This window comes from Aeromonas sp. DSM 116730 (genome assembly GCF_046581335.1).
GTDB classification, from domain to species: Bacteria; Pseudomonadota; Gammaproteobacteria; order Enterobacterales; family Aeromonadaceae; genus Aeromonas; species Aeromonas rivipollensis.
The window spans coordinates 4,245,453-4,266,567 of the sequence record NZ_CP144265.1; the positions used below are offsets into that span (position 1 = coordinate 4,245,453).

The window sequence follows — 21,115 nt, forward strand, 5'->3', positions numbered from 1 at the left end:
TTTATAGGTACAGAGATGCCAGGCGCAGGATCTCGCTCTGGTCAGTTTCTTTGGTGTTGACGATCCCCGCGACCCGGCCATTGCTCATGACCATGATGCGATCCGTGATCCCCAGCAGTTCAGGCATCTCGGACGAGATGATGATGATGCCCTTGTCCTTCTTCGCCAGCTCCAGGATGAGCTGATAGATCTCGAACTTGGCGCCCACGTCTATGCCGCGGGTCGGTTCATCCAGCATCAGGATCTCCGGCTGGGTCAGCAGCCAGCGGCCTATGATGACCTTCTGCTGGTTGCCCCCGGAGAGGGAGCCAATCTGTGTCTGTTGGGTCGGGGTCTTGACCCGCATGGAGTCGATGACCCACTGGGTATCGCTCTTCATCTTGTTGTCGCTGAGCAGCCCCATGGATCCCTTGTAGCTGTCCATGTTGGCGATCAGGGAGTTGAAGGCGATATCGAGACGGGAGTAGATGCCGGTGGAGCGGCGCTCCTCCGTCACCAGGGCGAAGCCGTTCTGGATCGCCTCGTGGGCGTTGCGATTGGCGACCTCCTTGCCGTGCAGCTTGATGACACCGTCGCTGTGATCGCGGATGCCGAACAGGGTCTCGACTATGTCGGTGCGCTTGGCCCCCACCAGACCGGCGATGCCGAGGATCTCTCCCTTGTGCAGGTTGAAGCTCACGTCCTTGATGGAGGGCTGGTTCTTGGCCGTCAGGTGCTCGACTTCGAGGATCACCTCTTTCGGCTGGTTGGTTTTCTCCGGGAAGCGCTGGGTCAACTCACGACCGACCATCATGCCGATGATCTGATCCATGGTCATGCCCTCGAGCGGCTGGGTCGCCACCCACTGGCCATCCCGCAATATGGTGATCTCGTCACAGAGCTGGAAGATCTCTTCCATCTTGTGGGAGATGTAGACGATGCCGCACCCCTTGTCCTTCAACTTGTTGATGATCTTGAAGAGGTGGTTGACCTCTTTCTCGGTCAGGGAGGAGGTGGGTTCGTCCATGATGACGATCTTGGCGTCATAGGAGAATGCCTTGGCAATCTCGATCATCTGCATCTGGGAGACGGAGAGGGTGCCGACCTTGACCCGGGGGTCTATGTCGATGTCCAGCTCGTCGAAGATGCGCTTGGTGTCGTCATACATCTTGCCGTGGTCGATGAACCAGCCCTTGGTGGGATAGCGACCTAGCCACATGTTGTCCATCACGGTGCGTTGCAATACCAGGTTCAGCTCCTGGTGCACCATGGATACGCCATTTTCCAGCGCCTCTTTGGAAGAGGTGAAGTTGACCTCCTCGCCCTTGAAGAAGATCTTGCCCTGATCTTTCTCGTAGATGCCGAACAGGCACTTGAGCAGCGTGGACTTTCCTGCGCCATTCTCGCCCATCAACGCATGCACAGAATGAGGACGGACCCGTAAATTGACATTATCGAGTGCCTTGACGCCAGGAAAGCTCTTACTGACGTCAATCATCTCCAACAGCCATTCTGATTGTTGCCGTGTTGTCATATCAGCCATCACATCTGGTTGAAAAAAGGGCAAGGGGATCTCCCTTGCCCTGGAGGGGGGAATTACTCGAATTGGGACAGGTTGTCTTTATCAACGCCCACGTAGGCAACACGCACGACCTTGTTGTCGATCTTCCAGTTGGTGCCTTCACCGGCCGGCTTGCCTTCAGCCAGGTTCTTGGTCAGCTCGTAGGTGGCCTTGGCCTGGTTGGCCGCATCGTTCAGCACAGTACCCGCCATGGCACCGCTCTTGACCATGGCCAGGGCTTCCGGCAGGGCATCGACGCCGAATACCGGGATGGCGCTCTTGCCCTGGGCTTTCAGGGATTCAACAGCACCCATTGCCATGCCGTCGTTGTTGGCGATGACCACTTCGATCTTGTTGGCGTTGGGGCCGGAGATCCAGGCGTCCATCTTGTCTTTCGCCATGGCGGTATCCCACATACCGGTATCCATGTGCAGCTGCTCTGTCTTGACGCCGCCGTCATTCAGGGTCTTGACGACGTAGGTGGTACGGGCTTCGGCATCCGGGTGGCCCGGCTCGCCCTTCAGCAGTACGAACTGGATGACGCCATCCTTGTTCAGATCCCACTCAGGGTGTGCCTTCCAGTGCTTGGCGATCAGCTGGCCCTGGATGATGCCTGACTCCTTGGAGTCGGTACCCACGTAGTAGGCCTTGTCATAGCTGGCCAGGTCGGCCGCGCTCGGTTCCTTGTTGTAGAACACCACGGGGATCTCGTCCGCACGGGCCTTCTCGATCACGACAGGGGCCGCCGCCGGGTCAACCAGGTTGATGGCCAGCGCCTTCACGCCCTTGGCCAGCAGCACGTCGATCTGGTCGTTCTGCTTGGACTGGTCATTCTGGGAGTCATTCATCAGCAGCTCCACACCGGGATTGGCTGCCGCTTCCTTCTCGATGGCCTTGCGCACTACCGCCATGAAGTTGTCGTCATACTTGTAGACGGTGACACCGATACGGGTATCGGCCTGGGCTTGGGCTCCCGCCATCAGTCCCATCAGCAAGGTGGCAACTGTCGTGAGTTTTTTCATTGTTATGCTCCGATCTCTAATATCTGTTTTTGTAGGGAATGCTGTACACCGTTTGAACTGGCGCCAGCCTAATGTAATCAGTTTGTTGTATGGCGGTCTGTGATCATGGCAACAAAATGAAAACGTTTACACTCTGTTACATAGACATAAAACATTTTAAAATCAATCAGATAACCAATTAAAAGACCTTTACGAATCCATTTTCGTCATCGGCGTCAGATTCAGTGTAGAACACAGTTCCAACTGTAACTTCCAGGTGGCAACCAGAATTCGGGTCGCACGCTCTGGCTCCAGGAGTCATCGCCCCCTACACCCATGTGGAAACCATCCAGGCAGAGGTGCAATCCCCCCTGAGCCACCAGATCGGTCTGGTGGCGGGCCTGGGCCAGCTGCTGCTGGCTGTAGCGGCTGACGCTGAAGTGGAACTTGCCCTCCATGCTCACCTCTGCGAGGCGCAGCTGACGGGTATCGCAACGCAACCCGTTGTCGGTCGGGAACACATAGGGGGTGTGCAGGGCCGAGATCGGCAATTGCCAGCGATGGAGGTCGGCGGCAAGCTGACGATCCGGATAGTTCTCGTGGGGACCGCGTCCCAGCCAGCTCACCTCATCAACCTCGTCGGCCAGCCAGAGCCTGGCCCCGATGCGGGGCAGGGACGGCATATCGGCGGCAACCTCCACCTCTATGCGCAGCGCCATGGCGCCGTCGGCACCGAAGCTGTGATGCCAGCGGGTCAGCAGCCGCAGCGACTCCCCGACGAAGTAACCGTGGGATACGACCAGCGTCCCCTTATCGGGGTTAGCCTCCAGGCCGAGGCAGCGGTGCTGCAGATCATTGAGCCCGGCCTCCTGCCAGCGGGCAATCCAGGCGTTGGGATCCGCGTGATCCGCCTCGCTGGTGCCGATGTCGTTGTCGAGCGGTGCCCGGTAGAAGTGATCGGCTATGGCATCCCGCAGCCGCTCATGACCCTGTTTCTGCCAGCTGCTGATGCGGCCGCTGGCCTTGTCCAGCCGCCACTCGCTGCCTGCGGCACGCACCAGCCAGTGGTCCGGCTGCTCGCTCAATGAGGCGGGCGCCCGGGTAACAGGCAGGGCCAGAGGGGTCGGCAGCATGCATTGCTGGCGCGCCACCTCGTGATCCGCCCCGGCCCATGCCGTGGCGGTGGGCTGCACTATGGTCAGATCCAGCCAGGCCAGGGTGCCTGCGGCAAAGCCCGGCAGCCGCTCCAGCAGGGTCAGCGTCACGCAGCCCTGGGGCGCCAGCTCGAGCGGGCACTCACCCTGGCTCAGCACCACACCGTCCTCCAGCAGCTGCCAGCGCAACACTTCGTTGTCCGTGGGGCGGAACAGGTATTCGCTGCGGATCTCGACCCGGAGCGGCTGCCGGCTTTGCAGGGTCAGCATGAAGGGCTGCTGGGCCCGTTTCGCCTCGAACAGGGCGGGATGCGGTGTCCTGTCCGGGAACAGCAGGCCGTTGCAGCAGAACTGGCGATCGTTGGGAAGATCGCCGAAGTCACCGCCATAGGCCCAGAAATGGCGGCCATCGTCGGTCTGCTTGTCGAGCCCCTGATCCACCCAATCCCACACGAAGCCGCCCTGCAAGCGGGGATGATCGCGAAACGCCTGCCAGTAGTGGGCGTAGCCCCCCAGGCTGTTGCCCATGGCGTGGGCATATTCGCAGAGGATCAGCGGCCGGGTCTCGTCCGGCAGGCCTATCCACTTGGCCAGCGCCCACTTGGGCACCGCCGGGAAGGGTTGATCCTGATGGGTGCGGGCATACATGGGGCAGATGATGTCGGTGGCCGGGGTATCGGCCCCGCCCCCTTCGTACTGGACCGGCCGGCTCGGATCGGCCCGTTTGACCCACTGATACATTGCGTCGTGGGCCGGGCCATAACCGGATTCGTTGCCCAGGGACCAGATGATGATGCTGGGGTGGTTGAAGTCCCGCGCCACCATGCGGGTGACCCGCTCCAGGAAGGCGTTGCTCCAGGCGGGATCCTGCGCTAGCCGCCCCATGGGGGTCATGCCGTGGGTCTCCAGGTTCGCCTCGTCCACCACGTAGAGGCCGAGCCGGTCACACAGTCGATAGAACTCGGGATGGTTGGGGTAGTGAGAGCAGCGCACCGCGTTGAAGTTGTGCTGCTTCATCAACCGCAGATCCTGCTCCATGGCGGCAGGGGTCACCACATGGCCCAGGGCGGGATCGTGTTCGTGGCGATTGGCGCCGCGGATCAGCAGCGGCTGGCCGTTGACCCTCAGCAGGCCGCCCTTGATCTCCACCGCCCGAAAACCCACGTCATGGGCCTCGCTCTCGATGGGCTCCCCCTGCTCGTCCAGCAGGGTCAGGGTCAGTCGATAGAGGTGCGGCGTCTCGGCGCTCCACTTGTGCGGCGCCGCTATATCCAGCCACAGCTCGGTCCTGTCTGGGTAGGCGCCCTTCTCGTCGATGGCGCCTGTGCCGAGCGGCTGGCGCCGATCGGCGATCAGCGTCTCACCGAAATAGAGCCTGGCCTCCACCGCCAGCCCGGCGCCCTCATTGACCTGAAGCGCCACCTTGAGGCGGGCGTCCCGGTAACAGGCGTCCAGCACAGGTGTCAGCCGCACGTCCAGCAACCGGCGCTCGGGTTTGTGCAGCAGGCTGACGGAGCGGAAGATGCCGCTCATGCGCCACATGTCCTGATCCTCCAGATAGGAGCCATCGGACCAGCGCAGCACCAGCACGGCCAGCCGGTTCGGACCGGCCTGCAGGAAGTCGCCGAGATCAAATTCTGCGGGCAGCCTGCTGTCCTGGGAGTAACCGACCCAACGGCCGTTGCAGAACAGATGGAAGGCGCTGTCCACCCCATCGAAGATGATGCGGGTCTGGCCGCTGGCCAGCCAGTCGGCGGGCAGTTCAATCTCGCGGGAATAGCAGCCGGTGGGATTCTCGGCCGGCACCCGGGGCGGATCGCAGGGGAAGGGGTACTTGATGTTGGTATAGATGGGGCGATCAAACCCCTGCAGTTGCCAGTTGCCGGGCACCCTGATGGGGGTCGCGTCGGCTAGATCCTCGTTCACCCAGCGCTCTGGCACCAGCTCAGGGGCTTCGAAGAAGGAGAAACGCCAGTCACCATCGAGCAGCATGCGGGAGGGCGAAGGGAGCCCGGCACGGGCATCGGCCTCGCTGCGCCAGCTGAACAAGGGGGTATGGGCAGGCAGACGATTCACCGATGTAATCGCCTGGGTCTGCCAGTCCTGACGGGCCACTATCTCCCTGAGCATTCTTCTCTCTCCCTGCATGAAACAGATAACGCATGCAGTGTAGGGGAGTTTTGCCCGGTGATCGGCGATCTCGCTCACACAGATGTAAACGATTACACTGATTTTGTTAAGTAAAACAGGGTAAAAATAAGATAAATGAAAGTAAAAGATCGCCCCACAGGATAGGCAGGCTGAAACAGGGCGATTCAGACGGGGAAACCGGGGAAAAAGAGATAAATCTGGCCTCGAATGGGAGCCAGTCAGAGCGCGTCATCAGAGGCGCCTCCAATCCACCGTCAGAAAACGGCAAGGAGACACAGCCTTCAGAGCGGTGGGGACCATCGGATGCAATTGTTCAGAGACTGGCGGACGCCATCAAGCGGCAATTGAACAGTGATCTGGGCGTGTAGCGGCGCCTCTGCCCCCCCACTCCAGCGCCATGACAACGGCAAATGGGAAGAACGTGAGCCTGTAAACACGCCTCTGCCGCCTTCACGCCAGCGCCATGACAGCGGCAAGGGGGGGCAGAGCGTGAGCCTGTAAACACGCCTCTACCGCCTTCACTCCACCGTCATGACGGCGGCGAGAAGATGCGGCGATCAGAGCCTGACGGGCGCGACCGAGTGGCGGTTGATAAGGGTCGGGGTGTAGATCCGGCTCTGCACCGTCTCGCTCTCCCCGGCGGCGAGTTGCAACGCCAGTTTGGCGGCCTGAGCGGCCATGAGTTCGATGGGATAGCGCATGGTGGATAGCTTGGGTCTCAGGTATCTGGCATAGATGATGTCATCGAAGCCCACCACAGAGACCTCTTCCGGCACCTTGAGGCCGTTGTCCGCCAGCACCGAGATGGCCCCTGCCGCCATGGCGTCGTTGTAGGCCACCACGGCCGTGATGGGCAGCCCCTTGGCCAGCAGGTTGAGCATGGCGCGCTCCCCCCCTTCCTCATTGGGCATGCCGCTCTCCACCAGCTCGGGATCGGCGCTCAAACCCGCCTCGGCCAGGGCATCCTGATAACCCTGATGGCGCAGCAGGGCATCCTCGATGGCGTGATCCGAACTGAGGAAGGCGATGTGACGGTGCCCCAGCTCCAGCAGATGGCGGGTCGCGGTGGCGGCCCCCTGCCGGTTGTTGAGGGCGATGCAGCGGCCCCGAAGGCTCGGGATGTCGCGGTTGATCAGCACCATGCCGGGGGCTCGCAGGGCGTAGTCGATGAGCTCCTCGTCGCTGAGCGCCTTGCTGTGCACCACCAGCGCCTCGCAGCGCTTGCCGATCAGCAGATCTATGGCTTCCCGCTCCTGCTGGGCGCGGTGAAAACCATTACCCATCAGCAGGTGCAACCCCTGTTCCACCGCCACGGCGGCGACCCCCTTGACCAGGGCTCCGAAGAAGGGATCCGCCACGTCACCGACCACCACCCCCATGGTGTCGCAGGTCTGGCTGACCAGGGCCCGGGCGTTGGCGTTGGGGGTGTAGCCCAGCTCGGCCATGGCCTTCTGCACTACCTCGCGGGAGGCGGCGCTGGCCTTGGGTGAGTTGTTCATCACCCGTGAAACCGTTGCCACCGATACATTGGCCAAACGGGCGACATCCTTGATGGTGCTCATGCTGTTTTCACTTATTTCACGGTTCGATATGGCGCCATTATACCGGGCAATGTCACTGATAACAGGGGGAAAAGCCATGTCGATGCATTTATAACCACACAAACAAGTGTAATCGTTTCCACATATTTGTTAACCAGTTCACAGTTTGTCCGTCAGCCCCTCGGCTAGACTCCTGCTCAGGCTTTCCTTGCGTGAGGCACAAACGGTGGAGAAGAGGATGAGAGTACTGGTGACCGGCGGTTGCGGCTATATCGGCAGCCACACCTGTCTGGCCTTGCAGGCGGCAGGCATGGAGCCCGTGGTGGTGGACAACCTCTGCAACAGCAAGGCCGCCGTGCTGACACGGGTCGCCGCCATCAGCGGGCAGATGCCCAAGTTCTATCAGGGGGACATCCGTGATCCGGCCCTGCTGGACAGCATCTTCGCCGAGCAGCAGATAGACGCAGTGATCCACTTCGCCGCCCTGAAAGCGGTCGGCGAATCGACCCGGATCCCCCTCGAATATTATGAGAACAACCTGAGCGGCACCCTGGTGCTGCTGCAGGCGATGAAGCGGGCCGGGGTTCACAACCTGGTGTTCAGCTCCTCGGCCACCGTCTACGGCGACCCGGCCAGCACCCCCATCCGGGAGGACTTCCCGCGCAGCGCCACCAATCCCTATGGCCGATCCAAGCTGATCATCGAGGAGATCCTCGAGGATCTGCAGGCCGCCGAACCCCACTGGAGCATGACGCTGCTGCGCTACTTCAACCCGGTCGGCGCCCACGAGTCCGGCACCCTGGGGGAGGATCCCCAGGGCATGCCCAACAATCTCATGCCCTATATCACTCAGGTGGCCATTGGCCGTCGTGACTGTCTCTCGGTCTTTGGAAACGATTACAACACCCTGGACGGCACAGGGGTGCGCGACTATATCCATGTGATGGATCTCGCCGAGGGGCACGTCAAGGCGCTGCACCACTGTGCGGGGCGAGGCGGCGTCCACCCTTACAACCTGGGTACGGGCCAGGGCCAGAGCGTGCTGCAGATGGTGGCGGCGTTCGAGGCGGCATGCGGCCGCCCCCTGCCCTGTCGCATCGAACCCAGACGCCCGGGTGACATCGCCGAGTGCTGGGCCGATCCCGCCAAGGCCGAGCGCGAGCTGGGCTGGCATGCCACCCGGGATCTCGCGGCCATGTGCGCCGACAGCTGGCGCTGGCAGTTCGCCAACCCGAACGGTTACGAGGAGTAGGCCTGACGGCCTGCCCGTTACGATTTTCTCAACTCATTGATTGGAGTGATGATGTTCAACCCTGTTGATCACCCCCACCGCCGTTTCAACCCGCTGACCGGCCAATATGTGCTGGTCTCCCCCCACAGGGCCAAGCGCCCCTGGCAGGGTCAGGTCGAAAAAATAAGCCAGGCACCGAGCCAGTCCCACGATCCGGACTGCTTCCTCTGTGCGGGCAACAAGCGCGTCACCGGCGACCAGAATCCCGACTATCAAAAAACCTTCGTCTTCACCAACGACTTCGCCGCCCTGATGCAGGACACCCCGGCCGCCGACAGCCAGCAGGATCCCCTGCTGAAGCTGGAGGCCGCCCGCGGCACCAGCCGGGTCATCTGCTTCTCGCCGGATCACGGCAAGACACTCCCCGAGCTGGCGCTGCCCGCCATAGAAGCGGTGATCACCACCTGGATGAGCCAGGTGGCCGAGCTGTCGAGCCAGTGGGACTGGGTGCAAGTCTTTGAAAACAAGGGCGCCGTCATGGGCTGCTCCAACCCCCATCCCCATGGCCAGCTGTGGGGCAGCGACTTCCTGCCCAACGAGATCGCCCGCGAAGAGCAGCACCAGCGCGACTGGCTGGCCGAACACGGCCGCCCGCTGCTGCTGGACTATGTGGAGCGGGAACTGGCGGACAGATCCCGCATAGTGGTGGAGACCGAACACTGGCTGGCAGTGGTGCCCTTCTGGGCGGCCTGGCCGTTCGAAACCCTGCTGCTGCCCAAGGCCCATGTGCCCTCCCTGCTGGATCTCACCCAGGAGCAGCAAGAGGATCTGGCGGTGGCGCTCAAGGAGCTCACCAGCCGCTACGACAATCTATTCGAGTGCAGCTTCCCCTACTCCATGGGCTGGCACTTCGCGCCGCCCAAGTCGGATTGCCCCGAGGCCTGGCAACTGCACGCCCACTTCTATCCGCCCCTGCTGCGCTCCGCCACGGTACGCAAGTTCATGGTGGGCTTCGAGATGCTGGCCGAAACCCAGCGAGACCTGACCCCGGAACAGGCCGCCGAGCGCCTGCGCTCCCTCTCCCCCGTTCATTACAAAGCCAATGAGGTGACCCCATGACCCCGAGCCAACGCGTCAGCGCCGTGTTTGCCGAGCAGTTTGAGCAACAACCCGACCTGCTGGTGCGCGCCCCCGGTCGCGTCAACCTCATCGGCGAGCACACCGACTACAACGACGGCTTCGTGCTGCCCTGCGCCATCGACTACGAGACCTGTGTCGCCATCGGCCTGCGCAGCGACAACCTGGTGCACGTGATCGCCGCCGACTACGGCAACCAACGGGATCTGTTCGACCTGGACAAGCCCATCACCCATCATCCGGACCAGCGCTGGAGCGACTACATTCGCGGCGTGGTCAAGCATCTGCAAGCCCGTGGCCATGCCCTGCGCGGCCTCAATCTGGTGGTCTCAGGCAACGTGCCCCAGGGGACCGGCCTGTCGTCGTCCGCGTCTCTTGAGGTGGCCATAGGCCAGGCCTTCAAGGAGGCCCTGGGGCTTCACATCAGCCAGGCCGAGATCGCCCTCAACGGCCAGCAGGCGGAGAACCAGTTCGTCGGCTGCAACTGCGGCATCATGGATCAGATGATCTCCGCCAGTGGCAAGCAGGATCACGCCCTGCTGCTGGACTGCCGCTCCCTGGAGACCCGCCTCATCCCCATGCCCGAAGATCTGGCGGTGCTGATCGTCAACTCAAACGTGCGCCGCGGCCTGGTGGACAGCGAATACAACACCCGTCGCCAGCAGTGCGAGACCGCCGCCCGTCACTACGGGGTCAAGGCCCTGCGCGACCTGGATCTGGCCGCGCTGGAAGCGGGCAAGGCCGGGCTGGACGAAGCCTGCTACCGTCGTGCCCGCCACGTGGTGGGGGAGAACGCCCGCACCCTGGCCGCCGCCGAGGCGCTGGCCTCTGGCGATCTGGTGCGCCTCGGCGAGCTGATGGGCCAGTCCCATGCCGCCATGCGGGATGACTTCGAGATCACCGTGCCCGCCATCGACGGCCTGGTGGAGATCATCAAGGCAGAGATCGGTACCCAGGGCGGCGTGCGCATGACAGGGGGTGGCTTCGGTGGCTGCGTGGTGGCCCTGCTGCGCCCGGCGCAGGTGGACGAGGTGATCGCCGTGGTCGAGGCCCAGTACCCGGCCAGGTTTGGCCTCAAGGCGGACTGCTACGTCTGCCGCGCCAGCGCCGGGGCTGGCAGGCTCTAACGGGAAGCAGATGAGTGATAGGTCACTGACCATAGAAACGGGCAAACCATGAAGATATTCGAACTGGAAAACGAGGAGGGGCTGCGCCTGCGCGGCCTCGAATTTGGCGCCACCCTCACCTCCCTCAGCCTGCCGGTAGCGGGCCAGCGCCGTGAAGTGCTGCTGGGCTGCACCGATGAAGCCTATGCCACCCAGCAGGTGTGGCTGGGGGCAGTGGCGGGGCGCTTTGCCAACCGCATCGGCGGCGCCGAGCTGGTGCGAGGGGACGAACGCTGGTCCCTGGACGCCAATCAGGCCCCCCATTGCCTGCACGGCGGACGAGCCGGATTCCATCGTCAGCCCTGGCAGATAAAGGAACGGGAGGCGGACAGGGTCAGGCTGGCCCTGCTCTCAAGGGCGGGAGATCAGGGCTTCCCCGGCAACCTTCGGGTGACCCTGGAGTATCGGCTGGAGCAGCAGGATCTGGTGGTCGACTTCAGGGCCAGCACGGACGCGCCGACCCCGGTCAGCCTCACCAGCCACGCCTATTTCAATCTCGATGGCCACCAAAGCGGCAGCGATCTGCACTCTGATATTCGCAGTCATGCCATCAGTATCAATGCCGATCGCTTCCTGCCCACCGACCAGAGCGGTTTGCCGCTCGCCATCACGCCGGTGGAGGGCCCCTTCGATCTGCGTACCGAACGCCCCATAGGCCAGGATTGGCTGAGCCACCCCCAACAGCAGCAGGCCAAGGGCTTTGATCACGCCTTTCTGCTGAACGGCTCCGAACAGGCCTTGGCGGCAAGGGTGGTCTCAGGGGATAAGCAGCTGGTGATGGAGGTCCATACCAATCAACCCTCCCTGCAGTTCTACACCGGCAACTGGCTGGCCAGCACGCCGGACCGCAGCGGTCGACCATACCGGGATTACGACGGTTTCTGCCTGGAGGCGCAACAGCTGCCGGACAGCCCGAACCGGCCCGAGCTCGGCGACCCCTGGCTGCTGCCGGGCCAGCTGTATCACCACCAGACCCGTTACCGCCTGATCCCCGCAGGCTAAGACCCCCTACCGATCTCCCCCTTCGAAAGGGGGAGGCGCTATGACGCCTCTTATGAAGGGGAGAGGTGGGATTCTTCACCCTCTCTTGCTGACGACAGTCCACCGAGCCAACTCAGGAGTCTTGATGAACATGGATGATCACTACCTCGCCGCGCCGGATCGTTACCAGCGCCAGCCCTACAGAGCCGCCGGTCGCCACGGCCTGCGCCTGCCCGGCATAGGCCTCGGGCTCTGGCACAACTTCGGCGCCGGGAGCGATCCCGCCAGGGTGAAGGCCATGGTGCATCAGGCCTTCGATCTGGGGATCACCCACTTCGATCTCGCCAACAACTACGGGCCGCCGCCGGGCTCCGCCGAGACCACCTTCGGCGGCGTGCTCAAACGCAGTCTGGCCCCCTACAGAGACGAGCTGATCATCGCCAGCAAGGCGGGTTATGTGATGTGGGACGGCCCCTACGGCGATGGCGGCAGCGCCAAGTACCTCTTTGCCAGCCTGCACCAGAGCCTGCGCCAGCTCGGGCTCGACTATGTGGACATCTTCTATCACCACAGGCCGGATCCCCGCACCCCGCTGGAGGAGACCTGTCAGGCGCTGGCGCTCATGGTGCGTCAGGGCAAGGCGCTCTACGTCGGCCTCTCCAACTACCCGGCCGAGCTTGCCGCCAGGGCGGCGACCCGGCTGGCCGAACTCGGCACCCCCTGCCTGGTCAACCAGCTCAAGTACTCCCTGTTCCAGCGCGACATCGAGGCCGAGACGCTGCCGGTCTGCCGCGAGCAGGGAGTGGGGGTGGTCGCCTTCTCGCCCCTGGCGGGGGGCCTGCTGAGCGATCGCTACCTGGAGGGGATCCCGGCGGACTCCCGCGCCGCCAGCGCCAGCCCCTTCCTCCAGCCAGACCAGATCACCCCGGACAAGCTGGCCCGCATCCGCGCCCTCCATGCCCTGGCGCAGCAACGAGGGCAGCCCCTGTCACAGCTGGCATTGCAGTGGGTGCTTCGCGATCCCGTGGTGAGCTGCGCCCTGATCGGCGCCAGCAGCCCGCAGCAGATAGTAAGCGCGGTCGAAGCCCTGGCCCTGCCGCCGCTGGAAGAGGCGCTGCAGCAGCAGATCCTGGCGGTGCTGGCATGACGGGCCTATACCGCTGACCATGTCAGAAGATGACGGAACCAGGGGACTGTCGGCCCCTGCCCCGCGCCACCCGCAGACAAACGACACCGGCCGCGCGGCACCTAGCGGGTTCGACTGTCCCTTCCAATAATCTCTGGTTGCCCGCGTGATTTTCCGCCATCATTGGCCGCCCCGACCCTGATCGGGGCTGATTTTATCCGGACCCATCAACCAAGAGATCTGTACCATGACCGAATCCTACGCCCTGTTTGTGGCCTTCGTGCTGGGCATAGTGGAAGGCCTGACCGAGTTTCTGCCCGTTTCCTCCACCGGCCACATGATCATCGTCGGCCACCTGCTCGGTTTCGAAGGCCCCAAGGCCGCCACCTTCGAGGTGGTGATCCAGCTGGGCTCCATCCTGGCTGTGGTCGTCATGTTCTGGCGCCGGCTGTTCGGCCTCATCGGCATCCATTTCGGTCAGAAACCGGCACCTGGGCATGCCACCCTCTCCCTGGTGCACATCATCCTCGGCATGTTGCCCGCCGTGCTCATCGGGCTGGCCATCCACAGCTGGATCAAGGCCCATCTGTTTGGCCCTGAAACCGTGATGTATGCCCTGGTGGCCGGCGGCATACTGCTCATCATCGCCGAGAAGTTCCGCCCAGCCGTCACCGCCGAGACCCTGGACGACATCAGCTACAAGCAGGCGTTCGGCATAGGTCTGTTCCAGTGCCTGGCGCTCTGGCCCGGTTTCTCCCGCTCCGGCGCCACCATCAGCGGCGGCATGCTGATGGGCATCAGCCGCCATGCGGCGGCCGAATTCTCCTTCATCATGGCGGTGCCCATGATGATGGCGGCCAGCGGACTGGACCTCTACAAGAGCCGCGACTTCCTCTCCATGGCCGACTTCCCCATGTTTGCGGTGGGCTTCGTCACCGCCTTCGCGGTCGCCATGGTCGCCATCAAGACCTTCCTTGCGCTGATCCGTCGCCTCGACTTCATCCCGTTCGCCATCTACCGCTTCGTGGTGGCCTTCGCCGTCTACCTGGTATTTGTGGCCTGATCCCGAGGGATTGCCTGATGAAAAAAGGGACCGTTAAGGTCCCTTTTTCTATTGCTGCCCGCACTCAATAGAGGCGATGGCTGATGCCGTTGAGCAGCCGAGACAGTCCCTTGGTGAAGTGGACGGGTGCGTCCTGCACCGTGTAGCAGAGGCAGCCGTCCGGGGTGTGCGGGCTGTGGGCGTGACTGGCGTCGCGCCAGATGAAGTCCCCCGCCTGATAGCAGATGTCCCCCTCCTGCATGTTGCCTGCCAGCAGCAGGGTCAGCTCATAGCCCTTGTGGGTATGCTCGGGGATGCGGCCACCGGCCTCGATGTGGAGCAGGCTGGCGCGGGCCCCCATCTCGTCGAGCGGCAGGCTGTGCTGGCGAATGGCGCCCACATGGCGCCACTTGGGCGCATGGTGGCGGGCCAGCACCCGTGGCAGCCGGTAGGATTGGCCCGCGACCCGCAACTCGGGGGCCGGCCGCACCTGCTGCGCTAGCTCGGCCACGGTCGCCACGGGTTGTTGCAGTATCTCCGCCAGCATGGCGTCGAGCCCGGCCGGCAGCCCCTGGTCCGGCGCGGCTGGCGCCAGGAGCCGGTTCGCCAGCTCAGCCTCAAGGGTCTGCACCTGGGCGGCACACTCGGGGCAGAGCTCGCAATGGGCGGAGACACCGACGGCCAACGGCAGGGGCAACTCGTCGGCGGCGAAGGCCCGCAACATGAGTTCGGTCGGATGGGTCTTAATCATGGCCTTGCTCCACTTGCTCTTTCAGTTTCTGTAATGCCAGCCGGAGGCGGGACTTGATGGTCCCGAGCGGGACGCCTAGCCTGTCGGCCAGCTCCTGCTGGGAAAACTCCTGCAGATAGATGCCGCGCACCACCTGTTGTTGCGGCTCCGGCAGAGTGGCGAGGTAATCTGCCATCTGGCGGGTCAGCACGGCGTCCTCCCCGCCGCTCAGGTGCTCCTCTTCCGCCCTGAACTCCAGCAGCGGCCACAGCTCCTCGGCGCAGAGATCCTCCTTGCTGGCGCGACGGCGCCGCAGCATGTCAAAGCTCTGGTTGCGCATCACTGTGTAGATCCAAGTGGTCGGCGCCCCCTTCTCGGGGTGATAGAGCCGCGCCTTCTGCCACACCAGCAGCATGGTTTCCTGTACCAGCTCGAGGGCGTTGGCCTCGCTGCCGAGGTGGCGCATCCCATAGCTGCGGATGCGCGGCGCGAAGTGGTGGAACAGGGTGGCGAAGGCGACCTTGTCGCCATGCTCGGCCACCCGAATGAGAAGAGACGTCAGATCGCCATCTGGGTTGTCCATGGGGGGCGATATCCTGCGTGGAGCCGATTGTGGTTGGCCAGTATATGCCATTGCGCCATCCCTTGAGTGTTGCTGTCATCACCATTACGACGGGCGGGGCAAAAGGATCACCGGGGACGGGAATTCAGTGGCTCGCGACCAGCAGGCCGCTCAGCAGGGAGAGGGCGGGCTGGTTATCCTTGGCCGCGACCAGCCACTGCTTCTGCTCCACCGGGATGGGCAGTACCTCCAGCCAGCGCTGGGCCACCCAGCTGGCGTCGTCCCAGTCGGGCTCGGGGTAGAGGGCAGCGTATTCCGGGTAGTCGTTGAACACATCCTGCAGCGCCTTGACCAGGGAGTGCTGATCCGCATTGAGCCGGCTGGTCTGCCAGGGGGGCAGCGGCTCCACCTCGCCCACCCGCAGACCATCGGACTCCTGCCACAGATCGACTATCCTGACCCGCGCCACCCCGAGCACGGTGATGCCGAGCAGGCCGTCCGGCAGCAGATCGAAATCGATGATCCGCACCCGGGTGGCGATGGGATACATGTTGCGCATGGCGTCGGGCTGGCGGGGGTCCAGCATGCAGAGCGCAAACTCCCGCTCCCGCACCTCGGCTATCATGCGCTGATACCTGGGCTCGAAGATGCGCAGCGGCATGATGCCGCCGGGCAGCAGGTGGGCGGAGAGTGGAAACAGCACCAGTGTCATCGGGATCGTCCTCTAGCGACTTCCTATAAGGATACGACCGCCGGACGGCGCGGGATCATTCAGACCAAATTGGAATAAATAACCCCTTAACAATCAGGGGAAAATAGCCTGGACAAGCCGCTTCGATATGCAGTAGAAATGGATAACCACCACTTATTCAAATCAATATTCTGCAATGTGGTGAAAAACGCAGTGAAATATCCGCCACCCCAAGGGGGTCGGGCCATTCCTATAGTTTTCTCGGCCCGATGCGGGTAAAATTCACGCCCTTATCCAGTCAGTCATTTTTCGACGCGCAACCTCGGTGGTCAGTTATGAAAGAGCATATTCATCATCTACTTGAACAAACGGTAGCCAATCTCAAGTCCGCGGGCGTCTTGCCGGCCGACCTGGAAGCCCGGGTGCAAGTAGACCGATGCAAGGAGAAGGCTCACGGCGACCTGGCCACCAACCTGGCCATGCTGCTGGCCAAACCGGCCCGCAAGAACCCCCGTGAGCTGGCCGCTGCCATCATAGAGCACCTGCCCGCCTCCGATCTGATCGCCAAGGTCGAGATCGCCGGTCCCGGCTTCATCAACTTCTTCTTCGACCCGAGCTGGCTGGCCGGTCAGGTGGAAGCCATGGTGACCAGTGCCAACGCCAACGTGAAGCTGCCGACCCCGCAAACCGTGGTGGTGGACTACTCGGCGCCGAACGTGGCCAAGGAGATGGCGGTGCACCACATCCGCAGCACAGTCCTCGGTGACGTCGCCGCCCGCGCCCTGGAGTTCCTCGGCCACAAGGTGGTGCGTGCCAACCACATCGGCGACTGGGGCACCCAGTTCGGCATGCTGATCGCCTACCTGGAGAAGATGGCCAACGAGCACGCCTCCGACATGGAGCTCAAGGACCTGGAAGCCTTCTACACCCAGGCCAAGCGTCACTACGACGAAGACGAAGCCTTCGCCGAGCGCGCGCGCAACTACGTGGTCAAGCTGCAGGGTGGCGATGAGTACTGCCGCACCATGTGGAAGAAGCTGGTCGACATGACCATGGAGCAGAACCAGCGCAACTACGATCGCCTGAACATCTCCCTGTCCAACAAGGACATCATGGGCGAGTCCATGTACAACGACATGCTGCCCACTATCGTCACAGACCTGAAGGCCAAGGGCCTGGCGGTCGAGAGCGAAGGCGCGACCGTGGTCTTCCTCGACGAGTTCAAGAACAAGGATGGCGAGCCCATGGGCGTCATCATCCAGAAGAGCGATGGCGGCTTCCTCTACACCACCACCGACATCGCCTGTGCCAAGTACCGTTACGAGAGCCTGGGCGCCGACCGTGTCATGTACTTCATCGACTCCCGTCAGCACCAGCACCTGATGCAGGCCTGGACCATCACCCGCAAGGCGGGCTATGTGCCGGAATCCGTGCCGCTTGAGCACCACGCCTTCGGCATGATGCTGGGCAAGGACGGCCGTCCCTACAAGACCCGCTCCGGCGGCACCGTCAAGCTGGTCGATCTGCTGAACGAGGCCGAAGAGCGCGCGAGTGCCCTGCTGGAGAGCCGCAACAGCGATCTCAGCGCCGAAGACAAGGCCAAGGTGGTGCACGCCATCGCCATGGGCGCGGTCAAGTATGCGGATCTCTCCAAGAACCGCACCACAGACTACATCTTCGACTGGGACATGATGCTGTCGTTTGAAGGCAACACTGCCCCTTACCTGCAGTACGCCTATACCCGCATCCAGTCCATCTTCCGCAAGGCGAACATAGATGCCGAGGCCCTGACCGGCCACGTGACCCTGAACGAAGAGGCCGAAGAGGTGCTGGCCCAGAAGCTGATCCAGTTCTCCGATGCGGTCAACGGCGTGGCGGACAAGGGCATGCCGCACCTGCTGTGCACCTATCTGTACGAGCTGTCCGGTAACTTCATGACCTTCTACGAAGCCTGCCCGATCAACAAGGACGGCGTGGACGAAGCGACCCGCAACAGCCGCCTGCTGCTGTGCGCCGCCACCGCCAAGGTGCTCAAGCTGGGCCTGGGCGTGCTGGGCATCCATACCCTGGAGCGCATGTAATAGATGGCGACCCGGGATTACGTCGGCAACAGCCCGAGACGACGGGCCGGTGGTCGTAACATCAAGAAAGCGGCACCTCGCCGCTTTCCTGTTATCCCGGCACTGCTGGCCGGGGCCCTGGTCGTCGGCTTTGGCGCCTTCCTTTACCTGATCAACGGCAAGGGGGCGGATGCCCCCACCATAGAAGAGCAGGTGAAGGCCAACAAACCCAAGGCACAGGGTCACACCCTGCCCCAGGAGAAGTGGAGCTACATAGAGCGGCTGGAGAACAAGCAGGTGGACATCATAGAGCCGCCGCCCCAGCCGGGCGTGCTGCCGCCACCGCCTGCCGAGACCCTCACCCTGCAACCCGAGAAGCTGCCGCAGCCGGTACCGACCGAGATCCCCCAACCGGGGACCCCCCTAGGTCAGGTGAAGCCCTTCCAGCCGCAACCGGTGCAACCGACCAAGCCGGCCACCGGTGCCCCGGTCGCCAGCGCGCAAGAGCAGGTGATCGACCAGAAGGCAGAGCGTGAGCGGATGGAGCGGGAGATCCGTGCCGAACTGGAGCGGGAACGCGCCGAGGCCGCCAAGGCCAAGGCGGCGACCCAGACGGCGGCAGCCGACGGCGGTCGCTACATGATGCAGTGCGCCGCCCTGCGCTCGCAGGATTCCGCCGAATCGCTCAAGGCGCGCATCGCCTTCGGCGCCGGCCTCTCCTCCAGCCTGCAGGTAGTCAATGGCGCCAATGGCACCGTCTACAAGGTGATGGTGGGCCCCTTCAGCGGCAAGGCGGCCGTCGATGCGGCCAACCGCAAGCTGCAAGGCTCCGGCATCAGCGGCTGCATTCCCAAGAAAGGCTAGCCACACAGCCAATCAAGAAGGGCCGGGGGACAACCCCGGCCCTTCTCCTTTCGACTCCCCTCTCCCTCGCCGACATGGCCTCCTCCTTTATCCCGACAACAGGCAGGCTTGAAAAGCCGGTTTGCCATCCCCATCTTTCTTGCCATGCACAGTCCGGCCGTCATTCGGCTCAAGCGAGGTAAGTAAAGTGACTACCATAGTTTCCGTCCGCCGCAACGGCCAGGTCGTGATCGGCGGTGATGGCCAGGTCTCCCTCGGCAACACCGTCATGAAGGGCAACGCCCGCAAGGTTCATCGCCTCTACAACGGCAAGGTGCTGGCCGGTTTCGCTGGCGGCACCGCCGACGCCTTCACCCTGCTCGAGCGCTTCGAAGCCAAACTGCAGGCCCATCAGGGCAACCTGGAACGCGCCGCCGTGGCGCTGGCCAAGGACTGGCGCACCGATCGCGCCCTGCGCCGTCTCGAGGCCCTGCTGGCCGTGGCCGACGAGCACAAATCCTTCATCATCACCGGCAACGGTGACGTGGTGCAGCCGGAGCATGACCTGATCGCCATCGGCAGCGGCGGCAACTTCGCCCAGTCCGCCGCCATCGCCCTGCTGGAAAACACCGAGCTGGATGCCAGGACCATAGTCGAGAAGTCCCTCAAGATTGCGGGCGACATCTGCGTCTTCACCAACGGCAACCACACCATCGAAGTGCTGGACTACAGCGCCAAGTAAGGGCGCCCGTCAGCCAACTCATTCTCCAAGGGGTGGGCCCTGCCCGCCCCGGATACAGGAACTCCATCATGTCCGAGATGACCCCGAGAGAAATCGTCCACGAGCTGGACAGACACATCATCGGTCAGGCCGATGCCAAGCGTGCGGTGGCCGTGGCCCTGCGCAACCGCTGGCGCCGGATGCAGCTCAGCGAAGAGATGCGCCATGAAGTGACCCCGAAAAACATCCTGATGATAGGCCCGACCGGGGTCGGCAAGACCGAGATCGCCCGTCGTCTGGCCAAGCTGGCCAACGCCCCCTTCATCAAGGTGGAAGCGACCAAGTTCACCGAAGTGGGCTATGTGGGCAAGGAAGTGGACAGCATCATCCGCGATCTCACCGATGTCGCCATCAAGCTGGTGCGCGAGACCGAGATGGAGAAGATGAAATACCGCGCCGAGGAAGCCGCCGAGGAGCGCATCCTAGACGCCCTGCTGCCGAACCCGCGCAACAGCTGGGGCGAGGAGGAGAAGGCCGACAACTCCAACACCCGCCAGATCTTCCGCAAGAAACTGCGGGAAGGTCAGCTGGATGACAAGGAGATCGAGCTGGATCTGGCCGCCACCCCCATGGGCGTCGACATCATGACCCCGCCGGGCATGGAAGAGATGGCCAACCAGCTGCAGGGGCTGTTCCAGAACCTCGGCCAGCAGCAGAAGAAGAAGCGCAAGATCAAGGTCAAAGAGGCCATGAAGGCGCTGATCGAAGAGGAAGCGGCCCGCCTGGTCAACCCGGAAGAGCTGAAGCAGAAGGCCATTGCCGCGGTCGAGAACAACGGCATCGTCTTCCTCGACGAGATCGACAAGATCTGCAAGCGCGGCGAGAGTTCGGGCCCCGATGTCTCCCGTGAAGGGGTACAGCGCGACCTGCTGCCGCTGGTCGAGGGTTGCACCGTCAACACCAAGCACGGCATGGTCAAGACAGACCACATACTGTTCGTCGCCTCCGGCGCCTTCCAGGTGGCCCGTCCGTCGGATCTCATCCCCGAGCTGCAAGGTCGCCTGCCGATCCGGGTCGAGCTGACCGCCCTGACTACCCATGATTTCGAGCGGATCCTGACCGAGCCGAACGCCTCCCTGACCGATCAGTACCAGGCGCTGATGGCCACCGAAGGGGTCAAGATCGAGTTCACCCAGGACGGCATCCGCCGTCTGGCCGAGGCGGCCTGGCAGGTCAACGAGCGCACCGAGAACATCGGCGCCCGCCGCCTGCACACAGTGATGGAGCGGCTGATGGAAGACATCTCCTACGACGCCTCCGAGAAGTCCGGCGAGACCTTCGTCATCGACACCGACTACGTCAACGCCCACCTCGGTGCCCTGATCGAGGACGAGGATCTGAGCCGCTATATTCTGTAAGCTCGCCGCCTCCCGTTAGA

Annotated in this window: 17 protein-coding genes; 10 read left to right on the forward strand and 7 right to left on the reverse strand. The window is 63.1% G+C overall.

Annotated elements, in window-relative coordinates:
- Position 1 precedes the first annotated feature (1 nt).
- The 4 genes from mglA to Aeroheme_RS19570 all read right to left on the reverse strand — a co-directional run bounded on the left by mglA (position 2) and on the right by Aeroheme_RS19570 (position 7,408).
- Positions 2-1,522, reverse strand: coding sequence for a galactose/methyl galactoside ABC transporter ATP-binding protein MglA (mglA, locus tag Aeroheme_RS19555; RefSeq protein ID WP_041206573.1), 1,521 nt, complete (start codon positions 1,520-1,522; stop codon positions 2-4).
- 53 nt (positions 1,523-1,575) lie between these two features.
- Positions 1,576-2,562 (reverse strand): galactose/glucose ABC transporter substrate-binding protein MglB, encoded by a 987-nt coding sequence (gene mglB / locus Aeroheme_RS19560; protein ID WP_111910882.1) that lies wholly within the window; start codon positions 2,560-2,562, stop codon positions 1,576-1,578.
- Between the two features lie 221 nt (positions 2,563-2,783).
- Entirely contained in the window at positions 2,784-5,825 is a 3,042-nt protein-coding gene (locus Aeroheme_RS19565; RefSeq protein WP_411166414.1) for a beta-galactosidase, read from the reverse strand.
- A 578-nt stretch (positions 5,826-6,403) separates the two neighbouring features.
- Complete coding sequence (locus tag Aeroheme_RS19570) at positions 6,404-7,408, reverse strand: substrate-binding domain-containing protein (RefSeq protein WP_163148389.1); 1,005 nt, start codon at positions 7,406-7,408, stop codon at positions 6,404-6,406.
- A gap of 217 nt (positions 7,409-7,625) precedes the next feature.
- Here Aeroheme_RS19570 and galE point away from each other — a divergent pair, with 217 nt between their 5' ends.
- The 6 genes from galE (at position 7,626) to bacA (ending at position 14,091) form a co-directional block, all read left to right on the forward strand.
- Positions 7,626-8,639 carry a UDP-glucose 4-epimerase GalE gene (galE, locus tag Aeroheme_RS19575; RefSeq protein WP_163148388.1) on the forward strand — a complete coding sequence of 338 codons (1,014 nt, stop codon included), beginning with the start codon at positions 7,626-7,628 and terminating at the stop codon, positions 8,637-8,639.
- A gap of 51 nt (positions 8,640-8,690) precedes the next feature.
- Positions 8,691-9,737: a UDP-glucose--hexose-1-phosphate uridylyltransferase gene (locus Aeroheme_RS19580; RefSeq protein WP_205598901.1), complete on the forward strand. Its 1,047-nt coding sequence runs from the start codon at positions 8,691-8,693 to the stop codon at positions 9,735-9,737.
- Entirely contained in the window at positions 9,734-10,882 is a 1,149-nt protein-coding gene (gene galK / locus Aeroheme_RS19585; RefSeq protein WP_163148386.1) for a galactokinase, read from the forward strand. Before Aeroheme_RS19580 ends, galK begins: the two co-directional genes overlap by 4 nt.
- A 48-nt stretch (positions 10,883-10,930) precedes the next feature.
- Positions 10,931-11,923 carry a galactose-1-epimerase gene (gene galM / locus Aeroheme_RS19590; RefSeq protein WP_411166415.1) on the forward strand — a complete coding sequence of 331 codons (993 nt, stop codon included), beginning with the start codon at positions 10,931-10,933 and terminating at the stop codon, positions 11,921-11,923.
- Positions 11,924-12,053: 130 nt separating this feature from the next.
- Positions 12,054-13,049, forward strand: coding sequence for an aldo/keto reductase (locus Aeroheme_RS19595; RefSeq protein ID WP_411167267.1), 996 nt, complete (start codon positions 12,054-12,056; stop codon positions 13,047-13,049).
- A gap of 226 nt (positions 13,050-13,275) precedes the next feature.
- Positions 13,276-14,091, forward strand: a complete 816-nt coding sequence (bacA, locus tag Aeroheme_RS19600; protein ID WP_106885514.1) for an undecaprenyl-diphosphate phosphatase — start codon at positions 13,276-13,278, stop codon at positions 14,089-14,091.
- A gap of 64 nt (positions 14,092-14,155) precedes the next feature.
- On the opposite strand, the gene Aeroheme_RS19605 is transcribed toward bacA, so the two are convergent.
- The 3 genes from Aeroheme_RS19605 to Aeroheme_RS19615 form a co-directional block, all read right to left on the reverse strand.
- Positions 14,156-14,821 carry a ChrR family anti-sigma-E factor gene (locus Aeroheme_RS19605; protein ID WP_289978315.1) on the reverse strand — a complete coding sequence of 222 codons (666 nt, stop codon included), beginning with the start codon at positions 14,819-14,821 and terminating at the stop codon, positions 14,156-14,158.
- Positions 14,814-15,383 (reverse strand): sigma-70 family RNA polymerase sigma factor, encoded by a 570-nt coding sequence (locus Aeroheme_RS19610; RefSeq protein WP_025328693.1) that lies wholly within the window; start codon positions 15,381-15,383, stop codon positions 14,814-14,816. Before Aeroheme_RS19610 ends, Aeroheme_RS19605 begins: the two co-directional genes overlap by 8 nt.
- A 124-nt stretch (positions 15,384-15,507) precedes the next feature.
- Positions 15,508-16,074: an LON peptidase substrate-binding domain-containing protein gene (locus tag Aeroheme_RS19615; RefSeq protein WP_411166416.1), complete on the reverse strand. Its 567-nt coding sequence runs from the start codon at positions 16,072-16,074 to the stop codon at positions 15,508-15,510.
- Between the two features lie 314 nt (positions 16,075-16,388).
- Here Aeroheme_RS19615 and argS point away from each other — a divergent pair, with 314 nt between their 5' ends.
- The 4 genes from argS (at position 16,389) to hslU (ending at position 21,095) form a co-directional block, all read left to right on the forward strand.
- Positions 16,389-18,134, forward strand: coding sequence for an arginine--tRNA ligase (gene argS, locus Aeroheme_RS19620; RefSeq protein WP_262112577.1), 1,746 nt, complete (start codon positions 16,389-16,391; stop codon positions 18,132-18,134).
- Between the two features lie 3 nt (positions 18,135-18,137).
- Positions 18,138-18,977, forward strand: coding sequence for an SPOR domain-containing protein (locus tag Aeroheme_RS19625; protein WP_168236021.1), 840 nt, complete (start codon positions 18,138-18,140; stop codon positions 18,975-18,977).
- A gap of 187 nt (positions 18,978-19,164) precedes the next feature.
- Positions 19,165-19,698: an ATP-dependent protease subunit HslV gene (hslV, locus tag Aeroheme_RS19630; protein ID WP_005340772.1), complete on the forward strand. Its 534-nt coding sequence runs from the start codon at positions 19,165-19,167 to the stop codon at positions 19,696-19,698.
- A gap of 68 nt (positions 19,699-19,766) precedes the next feature.
- Entirely contained in the window at positions 19,767-21,095 is a 1,329-nt protein-coding gene (hslU, locus tag Aeroheme_RS19635) for an HslU--HslV peptidase ATPase subunit (protein ID WP_005328414.1), read from the forward strand.
- Positions 21,096-21,115 lie beyond the last annotated feature (20 nt).